Origin of the sequence: Streptomyces sp. NPDC102462 (assembly GCF_044765425.1) — a bacterium.
Classification (GTDB): domain Bacteria; phylum Actinomycetota; class Actinomycetes; order Streptomycetales; family Streptomycetaceae; genus Streptomyces.
Window position 1 is genome coordinate 42,553 of sequence record NZ_JBIWKB010000064.1, and the last position, 9,929, is coordinate 52,481.

General features: G+C 69.4%; 10 protein-coding genes. 1 reads left to right on the forward strand and 9 read right to left on the reverse strand.

The window, feature by feature from the left end; all coding sequences use genetic code 11:
• Positions 1-252 precede the first annotated feature (252 nt).
• The 9 genes from ACIRFL_RS36340 to ACIRFL_RS36380 form a co-directional block, all read right to left on the reverse strand.
• Positions 253-636, reverse strand: coding sequence for a hypothetical protein (locus tag ACIRFL_RS36340; protein WP_404037553.1), 384 nt, complete (start codon positions 634-636; stop codon positions 253-255).
• 126 nt (positions 637-762) lie between these two features.
• The gene (locus tag ACIRFL_RS36345; RefSeq protein WP_404037556.1) at positions 763-2,277 is read right to left on the reverse strand and encodes an ATP-binding protein; all 1,515 of its coding nucleotides are present in this window, start codon (positions 2,275-2,277) and stop codon (positions 763-765) included.
• 27 nt (positions 2,278-2,304) lie between these two features.
• Complete coding sequence (locus ACIRFL_RS36350) at positions 2,305-2,751, reverse strand: DUF6238 family protein (RefSeq protein WP_404037559.1); 447 nt, start codon at positions 2,749-2,751, stop codon at positions 2,305-2,307.
• A gap of 383 nt (positions 2,752-3,134) precedes the next feature.
• Positions 3,135-3,281, reverse strand: a complete 147-nt coding sequence (locus tag ACIRFL_RS36355; protein ID WP_404037562.1) for a hypothetical protein — start codon at positions 3,279-3,281, stop codon at positions 3,135-3,137.
• Positions 3,278-4,750 (reverse strand): SCO6880 family protein, encoded by a 1,473-nt coding sequence (locus ACIRFL_RS36360; protein WP_404037565.1) that lies wholly within the window; start codon positions 4,748-4,750, stop codon positions 3,278-3,280. Before ACIRFL_RS36360 ends, ACIRFL_RS36355 begins: the two co-directional genes overlap by 4 nt.
• A 77-nt stretch (positions 4,751-4,827) precedes the next feature.
• Positions 4,828-6,210, reverse strand: coding sequence for an ATP-binding protein (locus tag ACIRFL_RS36365; RefSeq protein ID WP_404037568.1), 1,383 nt, complete (start codon positions 6,208-6,210; stop codon positions 4,828-4,830).
• A 20-nt stretch (positions 6,211-6,230) separates the two neighbouring features.
• On the reverse strand, positions 6,231-6,899 hold the full coding sequence (locus ACIRFL_RS36370; protein WP_404037571.1) for a hypothetical protein: 669 nt from the start codon (positions 6,897-6,899) through the stop codon (positions 6,231-6,233).
• A complete protein-coding gene (locus ACIRFL_RS36375) occupies positions 6,899-7,216 on the reverse strand; it encodes a DUF6112 family protein (RefSeq protein WP_404037586.1) in 318 nt (105 codons plus the stop codon). The genes ACIRFL_RS36370 and ACIRFL_RS36375 overlap by 1 nt, the downstream gene beginning before the upstream one ends.
• 94 nt (positions 7,217-7,310) lie before the next feature.
• Positions 7,311-8,435 carry a C40 family peptidase gene (locus tag ACIRFL_RS36380; RefSeq protein WP_404037574.1) on the reverse strand — a complete coding sequence of 375 codons (1,125 nt, stop codon included), beginning with the start codon at positions 8,433-8,435 and terminating at the stop codon, positions 7,311-7,313.
• 510 nt (positions 8,436-8,945) lie between these two features.
• Here ACIRFL_RS36380 and ACIRFL_RS36385 point away from each other — a divergent pair.
• Positions 8,946-9,701: a DNA-methyltransferase gene (locus ACIRFL_RS36385; protein ID WP_404037577.1), complete on the forward strand. Its 756-nt coding sequence runs from the start codon at positions 8,946-8,948 to the stop codon at positions 9,699-9,701.
• Positions 9,702-9,929 lie beyond the last annotated feature (228 nt).

A 9,929-nucleotide genomic window follows, 5' to 3' on the forward strand; every position in this document is an offset into this window, starting at 1 on the left:
GTGGTCTCCCCAGCACACCCGTCACTGTGAGGTGCCGTTGCCGCTGGACACCGCGGCCATCGGATGCGTGCTCAACTCGCCCGAGCCCACTGTGGCCTTGGCTGTCACACTCGTGGCCTTCCACGCGGTGACGAGTCCGCTGCTGGCAGCGCCGCAACTGACGGACGTTCGTGACGGGCGCCGTGACCCGTAACAGACGCGGTGTGCAGGTGGCGTCGCTGGCCTTGTCAGGCACCGGCGGTGCGGGGCTGGTCAGCGCCTCGGTGCTGATGGTGGTGCTTGTCGTGGCACTGGCCCGGCGGCCGGGCGGTGCGGCGGAGACGCGGCAGGGGCGTCGTGGCCGCCGTCCGGAAGCGCCTTTCCCTCGGCTGTGAACTGCATGAGCACGAACTCGGTGTGGGTGTCGCCGTCGACGGTGAGCTGCCAAGGCGCGCAACGCGTGAAAACCCCTTCGGTTTCAAGCCGTTGCCCGTCGGGTGCGGTGGCCGTGATGTAGATGGCCAGCACCCACTCGCCTTCGAGGGGTTCTGAGCGCGGAGGGCGCCCTTCGAACTCGTTGCGGGCAGCGATGAGCTGTTCGAAGTCGGCGATGTCCTCTGTGGTCAGAGTGCGGTGGTCTATGAAGGAGAAGGTCATGGCTGGCGTGTATCTGTTCTCTCAGCAGGTTCAACTGTGAGGCAGCTGTTTGGCGGTGGGGCGGTCGCGTTAGCGGCTGTTTGACCCCGTGCACGTCAAGCAGGGCGTGTTGAACTCACGGGGCTTTCAATGCATGCGGGCGTCGGTGTCGAAGAGGGTCAGTTCCTGGGGATGAAGGAGGTGCTGGACGATGAAGGACCGTCCGGCGACCTTCCACAGACCGCGTCCGCGGTTGAGGTGGGCGATAGCGTCCATCTCCACGGAGGTCAGGCCCAAGAGGGCCGCCGCGGCGTGGAGTTGGTCGGTCTCCTGGCGGTAGACGATGCGGGTGGAGCAGTCGGCGAGCAGGCCCTCGGCGAGTGCGCGGCCTTGTGACCCTGCGTCGCCTGCGGTGAGCAGGTCGGAGAGCCGGTGGATGACGAGGAGGTTGGCGATGCCGAGTCCGCGGGAGAGCTTCCACTGGGCCTGCATGCGCTGGAGCAGGCCGGGGTGGCGCATCAGGCGCCAGGCTTCGTCGTAGATGATCCAGCGCCGGCCACCGTCGGGGTCGGTGAGGGCGGATTCCATCCAGGCGGAGGCGCAGGTCATGGCGAGGACGAGGGCGGTGTCGTCGCCGGAGCTACCGAGCCGGGAGAGATCGATGGAGAGCATCGGCGACGCGGGATCGAAGACGACGGTGGACGGGGCGTCGAACATGCCGGCCAGGTCACCGTGGACCAGCCTGCGCATGGCGTGGGCGAGGTCGCGGGCCGCGTCCCCGAGCCGTCCGGACATCATCCCGGCGGCCTCGTCGAGTTGTGTGGGGTTGTTGAGGACGGTGGCGATGTCACCGAGCAGTGGGGTACGGCCGGTGGCGGCGGCGCGGGAGACGACCGCGTCGAGGGCGACGTCCAGCGCGGTGTGCTCCATGGGCATCAGGTCGCGGCCGAGGACGGTGCGTGCCAGGGAGCCGAGAAGGAGGAGACGGCGCTTGCGGACTTCGCCGGCCCAGTCGGCTTCCGGTGTGCTTTCCGGGCGGGGCGCGGCGTCGAGCGGGTTGAGGCGGCCGGGCAGGCCGGGACCGAGGGCCACCGACATACCGCCCAGGGCCTGGGCAACGGGCGTCCACTCGCCTTTCGGGTCACAGGGGACGTAGATCCGGTAGCCGAAGGCCACGGACCGCAGTGCGAACGACTTCGCGAGGGCGGACTTGCCCTGACCGATGACGCCGGCCAGCAGGATGTTGGGGTTGGTGAAACCTTCCACCTTGCCGTACAACGCGAAGGGGTCGAAGAGGAACGATGCTTCGGCGTGGACATCGCGGCCGATGTAGATCCCTTCGGCGCCGAGGCCGCCTTCGGCGAGGAACGGGTAGGCACCGGACGCGATAGCGGTCGTCATGCGGTGGGCGGGCAGCTTCAGGCGGTTTCCGCGGGCGGAGCCGGGGCCGGGACGTCCGCTGGCCGGATAGAGGGGCGCAGGCATCTCGTGTTCGGCTCGTGCGGTGCCTGCGTGATGGGTGGCTGTTTCGGCACGGACTTTGGCCGACACTTCGGCGAGTTGGCGGCGAGCGGCCTTACGCGCGGCACGGTCGGTGCCATGCGGGGTGAACAGGGAGGATGCCGAGGCGCGACGCGTGCGGCGGGCGGGCCGGTGGCTCATCGGGGGCCTCGTTTCGACGAGTAGTGCTCATCGCACACAAGCGGTGGTGTGCGGCGGGCTGTTGAGGTTGGTCGGGGTGGTCTTGCGGCGGACACTATGTCCGGCGGCGACATGCCTCTGGCAGATCGTGAGGACCATCGGTCCCTCGGGGAGCCGATCGGGGCGGCACTCGGCGGAGTCGGCCGCGGTCGATGGCACGAGGTGGAAGGCCGCGTGGAGCTCGGTGGCGGCCTGCCACAACCGGGTATGAGCGGCTGCTAGATGGCGCCCGGCCGCGGGATGCGGGGGCCGGGTGGCCTCGGCCAGCTGGTCGAGGAGCTGGTGCAGCCCGGTCAGGTGAGCATGCAGCACGTCCAGGTGGACGCGGTCGGCCGCGGGCCGCCCCTGGGCGAGCAGACCGCGGGCGTGGTGACGGACGCCGGCGGTGGCAGCGCGTAGATAAGGATGCGCTTCGTGCACAGCTTGTGAGTTCAAGAAGGTCCTTGCTAGAGCGGTAAGTTCAGCGTCGGCAGGCACCCGTGCCACGCAGACCCGGCGGAATGGTCGGCGCCTGCCGCGCCGATGGCAAGCCTCTCGTCTGCCGATCTCCGAAGCGGCGCCGGAGCCGGCGTGAGTACCTCGTGCACCTGCGTAAGGTTGTGGCGTCAGCGGTTGAGGAGCGGCGCGCTGACCCAGCTCTTGGCCAGGGGACGACAGCCGAGGACAGAGATGACGCCGCAGCCGCCGCCTCGCGGAGATCTGCGGGAAGCGGTGGTACCGGCGTCTGCGGGCCGCAGACGGTGCGGAGCGGCTGGCCTCCGGGCCACGGCGCGCTGATCACCCCCCCCCAGCGGCCGCAGTGTCTTCCCAGTCCGCAGTCAAGGCGTCAGCCGAGCGGGGAGCGTGCCGCGCAGCAGGCTCTCGCGTGCCTCGGGTTCGGTTCGGTCGAGGAGCAGGGCGTAGTCCGCCGGCTCGTTGTCGAAGGGGCAGCTTCCCCATGCACCGATCCGGTTCTCCTTCGTCACTCGGCGGTGCGGGCGAGGGGAAGTGCCGCGACGGTGAAGGCGTCGGGCTGCTGGTAAGTGAGGCGGCGCAGGTCGACACCGGCGGTGACGGCAGCAGTCTCGATCTGGGCGCAGGCGGCGTCGAGGAGAGCGTCGGTCTCGGCGGTGACGGTGACCAGACCGGTCAGGGCGACGTCGGCGTGCCCGGCGATGAGCTGCCGCTCGCGGGTCTTGACGTCGGCGTACTCGACGGAGTCCTCTTCGCTGTCGACCTGCCCGCGGCGCGCTCGCTCGTTGGCATCGGCGATGATCGCGGACTTCTTGCGCTGGACGTCGCGGAGCGCGGACTCAAGCCCCTGGGGCACGTAGACGAGGGAGAGGGTGCGCCGGACGCCGGCGCTGAACATCATGCCGTGCAAGAATCCGGCGCCCATTTCGGTGCGCGGCCAGTTCTCCACCCAGTAGGTGGTGTGGCGTGCGCTGTCGGTGGCGAGCCGGTCGTACTCTTCCACCTGGACAACGGGCCCGGCGGCAGCCGGGTCGGCCTCGGCGCGGCCGGTCTCGGACCACTGCTGCAGCGCCGGGAGGGCTTTCGGGTCGTAGGCGGTGCGGATGACGGCGGCGATGTCACGGGCGCTGAGCCAGCCGGTGACCATCAGTCCGGCGTTGCGGGCGGCCTGGGCGACGCTGGCCGTGGTCTGCTCCAGGACGGTGAATGCTCCGGGCAGGCCGCCGCCGGCCTGGTTGATGAGGCGGCGGGCGGCCTTGAGGTCCAGGGAGATCGCGATATACGTCTCGTGCGGTGCGGCGGCGGGACCAGCGGCGGCGATCAATTCGGAGTAGACCTGCCCGGCGACCGGCGTGTCGGGGCGGCCGTGCCGGGCCCAGTGGCGGGCGAGGGTGTCGCTGGAGTCCGGGACGGTGCGCTCCAGGACCTGAACGGCGGCGACGTGCCCGGTGCGGGCGATGCCTGCGAGGGCCCGGCCCCATCCGTTCACGTTGTGGTTCTGCGTGGCCGGGTCGAGCAGGACGAACGCACGGCTGCTGACGCGCGCGATGGCGGTGAGGGTCTGCCGGTGCGGATCGTGGACAGCCGCGGCCTTATTGGCGGAGTCGCCGGGGGTGACCACCTTGAGGGAGGCGGCGGTGCCGGGCAGGTGGAGGATGCCGTCCTGCCGGGGCCGCGTGAGGGGACGGGCCAGCCACAGGGTCTGCCCGGTGCGTCGCCGGCGCGCGTACCGAACGACGATCGGGGCCCAGTCGATCAGGGACCGGCCATGTCGGCGGACGGCGACCAAGGCGGCGACCGCCGCCCACAGCGGGGTCAGGGCGAAGACACCGAGCAGCCCGGTGGACACGACGGTCACCAGCAGCAGTGCGAGAGAAGCGCAGACGAGGACGAGCTGGGGGAGGGACAGGCCGAGGAGGATGCCGCGGCGGGACCGGTGCGGGAATCGCACCGTGACCGGAGCGATGGGGAGATCGGACAAGAAAGAGGTCCTGGAGGCGCGGGCCCTGGAAGCGGGAGGCAAGGAATCCTCCCGCCTTCAGGGGATCGGGCAGGTGGTCAGAAGCTGGTCGTCGAAGGCGGCGGGGTGACCGGCCCGCTCGTGCTGTCGTTCTCTGTTCCGGTGCCGGCCATGGGCGGTGCGCCCTGCGGTGGCGGCGTGGTAATCGGCGGACTGGACTGCCAACCGTCGACCCGGCCTTGTGCGGCACTGTGTCCGGGACCGCCCTTTTCCGGGCTGCCGCCCATGTGTCCGCTGGTGGCGTCGCGGACATTGGTCGGGGGCGGTTGGACGGCCTTGCCCAGACCGGACTGGGCTCCGCCGGGAGACACGTCCGTGCCTCCATTTCGGGAGCCTTCCTGATCGCCGCCAGCACTGAGAGCGATGTCGCCGGGGAATCCCCCGTCGCCGGGAAGGGAGTCCGGTCCCTGCGGAGCGGCTCCCGTTCCGGCACTGGCGCCTGCCGCGGCGCCGCCCGTTCCGGCGGTTGATGCCAGCGCGGCGGCCTTCTTCCCGGTGCGCTCGGCGTACTGCTTCGCGAGCTGGGCGCCGGCCCCGCCGGCCCGGTGCAGGGATTCGCCGTCGCTGCCCTCGGCCGCCCAGTGGACGAACTTGAAAGTCGCGTACGGGCACAGCAGGATCAGGACCATGATCACGATGCCTGCGAGGACGTCGGCGAGGGCGGCCAGGCCGTCTTTCGTCTCCGTCTTGCCCATTGCGGCGATGCCGAGGACGAAGATGATCGTCATCAGGAGCTTGCTGACCACGAGGGTGGCGGTGGCCTCGATCCAGCCCCTGCGCCAGCGGCGGGCAACTTCCCAGCCTCCGCCGGCCCCCGCGAAGACCGCCAGGGTGACCATCACGAGGATGCCGACCTTGCGGACCATCATGACGCACCAGTAGAGGAGTGCGCCGATGGAGGCACCGAGCGCGGCGAGCACCATCACCAGCCAGCCCAGGCCGCTCAACGACGTGAGCTGGCCGACCTTCACGATTCTGTGCACCGCGGACTCGATGGTCAGGTGCGCGGCCTTGAGGAGACCTGCGGACAGCGCGTCCACGACCTCGATCGCGACGGTGGTCAGCGCGACGGCGGCGAAGCTGAAGATCACCCCGGACGCGGTACCGGTGAACGCCTGCGTCAGGGCCTGGCCGTCGCGGCGGATCGCAGCCCGGATGAGCTGGGCGCAGAACGTGGCGACGAGCACGACCAGCCCGATCGGCAGGATCATCTCGTAGTTGTCGCGGAACCAGCCCGCGTTCAGGTCGACGTGGGTCGTGGAATCGACGGCCTTGGCCGCCAGGTCAGCGGAGGCCGCGGCGAGTTCACCGGCGGACTTCGCCATCCAGTCGCCGATGGCCTTCCCTGGGTCGGAGGCGAAGTCGACGGCTTCACCGACGGCGCAGACCGCGTCCGCGAGGGGGAGGTCACAGAACCCCATGAGGTGCTACCTCCTTTCGGTCAGGGCGCGACGCGCGGGGCGATGGCGACGAGCGAGCAGTCGGCAGAGGGCCGGCACTGCACGGCGAGGGTGATCGAGCGGTCCTCGGCTCCGCCACCGCCCTTGGCCCAGGCGATGGTCTGCTTGACGGTGACGGTGACGGCGTAGATGTACGCCTTGGTGATCTCCGCGGGGCTCTCCGCGAGGGCCTGCTTGAAGGCGGCCGGGAAGTGTGCCTCGGTGACGGTGGCGCTGGCGTGCTGCATCTGGTCGGCCATCCGTGACCATAGGAGAGGGTCAGGCATCTGCGCGGAGACCGAGTCCCAGTCGCGGTACTGGCCTTCCTTCGTCAGCCATGCCTCCATCCCGGCGAGCTGCTGGTCGTGGCCGGTGGTGCGGGTGTCGTACGTCCAGAGCATCTCGGCGGCCTGCTTGGCGAACTCGACCGGATCGGAGATACGGGGCGGGCGGGCGACCGGGCCGGTCTCGGCTGCGGGCTCCTGCGTGTCCGGAGCGGAACTGTGCGTCGGTGACGGCGCAGAGGCGGGTGCCCCGTGCTGCTCGCCCCGGCCGGTGAGGAAGACGGTCGCGGCTGCGACGGCCAGCAGCAGCGCTAGTCCGACTGCGACCAAGGCGATGCGGCGGTAGGGCGCCAAGACGATGCCGCGGCTGGGAAATCTTCTCTGCATCAGTGGACCTGCGACCCCAGCGCGCTGAAGAAGGCGACGATGCCATTGGCAGCGCCGAGACCGAGCGCGGCGCCGGCGGCGACGGTCGCGCCCTTCTTGCCGTTGGCCTCGGCTTGGTGGCCTCCGGTGTGATGGCCCCAGGCCCATACGGCAAGGCTGACGGCGAGGGCTCCGACGACGGCGACGATGCCGAAGAGGTTGATCGAGTTGACGACGTTCTTCAGCACGCTCAGGCCGGGCAAGCCGCCTCCCTTGGGAGAGATACCGGGGTCGTAGGCGAGTTGGAGGAAGCGGTCGGCAAGCGGTGACACGGGAATGGCAGTCTCCTTGCGTCGCTGGCCAAGCGGGCACGGCGAGCGGGAAGTTGAGAGTGGGAGGGAGTGCGCGAGCGGCGCGAGAAGGCGGCTGGCGTCAGAGGACGCGGCGGGCGGCGAGGATGTCCATGCTGGTGATCGGCACGATCCGTACGGGCTTGCCGGTACGCGGGGCCTCGATGACCAGGCCCTCACCGATGTACATGGCGACGTGCTCGGGAACTGCGGCGCTGCCGCGGCTGAAGACGAGGTCGCCGGGGCGCAGGGCGTTGGTGGAGACGGCCTTGCCCTCGTGGATCTGGGTGTATGTGGTGCGGGTGAGGGTGATGCCGGCGTGCTTGTACGCCTGTTGCATCAGGCTGGAGCAGTCGCAGTTGGCCATGGGGTCCCGGCCACCGGCGTTGGTGCAAGAGCCACCCCATTGGTAGGGGGTGCCGAGCTGCTGCATCGCCCAGACGATCGCCTTGCGCGCTCGCGGGGCAGTGCCCTTCGGGATCTTGTAGCCGTTCGGAACCTTGCCTTCCGGGATGTTCCCGAACCGGGTGTCCTCACCGGCGGAGCCACAGCCCGATCCGGCGTCCGGCTCCTTGTCCGGCGTCGGGTCGTCGCTGCCTTCGACGGCGCCGGGGAACGTGGCGGCTATGGCCTTCTGCAGGGCGGTGGCCAGCGGCTCCCACTGGGCGTACGCGTCCGGGAAACCCGACTTCTGCACGGCTTGTGCGGCCTGGGGGATGGTCATCTGCTGCCAGCCGGACACATCGAGCAGGGCTTTGTAGAACTTCTCGGAGGCGTAGACGGGGTCGCGGATCTGGTCAGGGGTGCCCCAGCCCTGGCCGGGGCGCTGCTGGAACAGACCGAGGCTGTCGCGGTCGCCGTAGGCGAGGTTGCGCAGTCGGCTCTCCTGCATCGCCGTGGCGAGCGCGACGATCTGCCCGCGCCTGGGAACGCCGAGGCTGATGCCGGTGGCGACGATGGTCTGGGCATTCGGGATCTGCTCACCGGGCAGGTCCAGGCCCTCGATGCGGACGGCGGAGGCGTCAGCGCCGTCGAGGATCTTGGCGACCTGTTCGGTGATCTTGCCGGTGTCCAGGTCCGGCAGGCACTGCCCGATGGTGCCCGTGCCCGAGGCGGCTTCGCTGGAGCTGGCCATCATCATTGCCGCGCCGCCGAGGAGGAAGGGGGTGAGGACGACGACGCCGATGCCTGCGGCGAGCGCCTTCAATCCGCGCGGCTCGCTCGCTGGTCAGCGATTTCGGGCAGGGGCGGGTAACGACAGGTCATGTGGGTGTCCTTCGCGGTGTGGTCCTGTGCGCAGCGTGTGCGTGGCGCGTAGACGGGGAACGGCGGCCCGCGGCGGGCGATCAGGTGCCCGGCGGCGCGGAGAGGGTCGCCGCTCGCCTCGCCGGCCGGAAGGTGAGCCAGGTATGCCGGGGTAGGGGGAACCTTCGCGAGGCGAGGGGTGGGAGTGCCGATGGTGGTACGTGCTGGGGGTTCCAAAACAGTAGGTCCGGATCGGCCGTTGACCAAGAAGTCGGCGGGAGGTGCCGGAATCCGGCACCTCGACGAGAGCTTCTTGGTCATCGGCGGAATCGCCTCTACAGTTTTTGGACTCCCCTCTCCTTACCCTGATCTGTGGCCCTGGGCTTCTGCATGCCCAATTCCGGCCTCGCGGGGTCCCCAAGCGCGATGGGCGCTTCCCACCACGCACTCACACCCGAATAGGGGTCTCTCTTTGCCCTTTTCCCTGCACCACGGCGATGCCCTCACGGTCCTCGCTGGCCTCCCGGACGGCTGCGTCGACTCCGTGATCACCGATCCTCCGTACAACAGCGGCGGCCGGACCGCGAAGGAACGCACCAGCCGCTCGGCGAAGGCGAAATACACCTCCGCCGATGCCAAGCACGAACTCGCCGACTTCACCGGCGAGAACATGGACCAGCGCTCATACGGCTTCTGGCTCACGCAGATCATGACGGAGGCACACCGCCTCACGAAGAGCGGCGGGACCGCGCTGCTGTTCACAGACTGGCGCCAACTCCCCGTCACGACGGACGCGATCCAGGCGGCCGGCTGGTTGTGGCGCGGTGTGCTGGCCTGGCACAAGCCGCAGGCCAGGCCCCAGAAGGGTCGCTTCACCCAGAACTGTGAGTTCATCGTGTGGGCCTCGAAGGGGGCCATCGACGGCTCCCAGAATCCCGTCTATCTATCCGGCATGTACTCCGCGTCGCAGCCCTCCGGGGCGAAGCGCCAGCACATCACGCAGAAGCCCGTCGAGGTGATGCGTGAACTGGTCAAGATCAGCCCCGAGGGTGGAACCGTGCTCGACTTCTGTGCCGGCTCCGGCTCGACGGGCGTCGCCGCCCTGCTCGAAGGCCGGGACTTCATCGGCGTGGAGAAGACCGAGCACTACGCGGACATCGCGGCCGACCGGCTCACAAAAACGGTCCGCGAAACCCTCACGCAGGACGACGTGGTCCTCAGCGTCTGAACCGGCAACTGCATTGCCTGTGACGGAAACGACGCCTTTCCTCAGTCGGTGGGCGGCTGGCTACCACACGCCCTTCCGCGGCCGGACGACTTTCCGTTCGCCGTGCCGTGCCCGCTATTCGATTCCCATGCCTTCTAGTGTCTCGTGATCCTGTTCATGGAACCTGAGGCTTCTGTGATCGTTGAGTCAGGTATGGATCTCTCCTCTGAACAGATGGCAGAACTGCGG

Excerpts from the sequence above, each read along its gene's own strand:
- ACIRFL_RS36345 (WP_404037556.1), bottom strand. The coding sequence starts at position 2,277 with ATGAGCCACCGGCCCGCCCGCCGCACGCGTCGCGCCTCGGCATCCTCC.
- ACIRFL_RS36365 (WP_404037568.1), bottom strand. The coding sequence starts at position 6,210 with ATGGGGTTCTGTGACCTCCCCCTCGCGGACGCGGTCTGCGCCGTCGGT.
- ACIRFL_RS36340 (WP_404037553.1), bottom strand. The coding sequence starts at position 636 with ATGACCTTCTCCTTCATAGACCACCGCACTCTGACCACAGAGGACATC.
- ACIRFL_RS36370 (WP_404037571.1), bottom strand. The coding sequence starts at position 6,899 with ATGCAGAGAAGATTTCCCAGCCGCGGCATCGTCTTGGCGCCCTACCGC.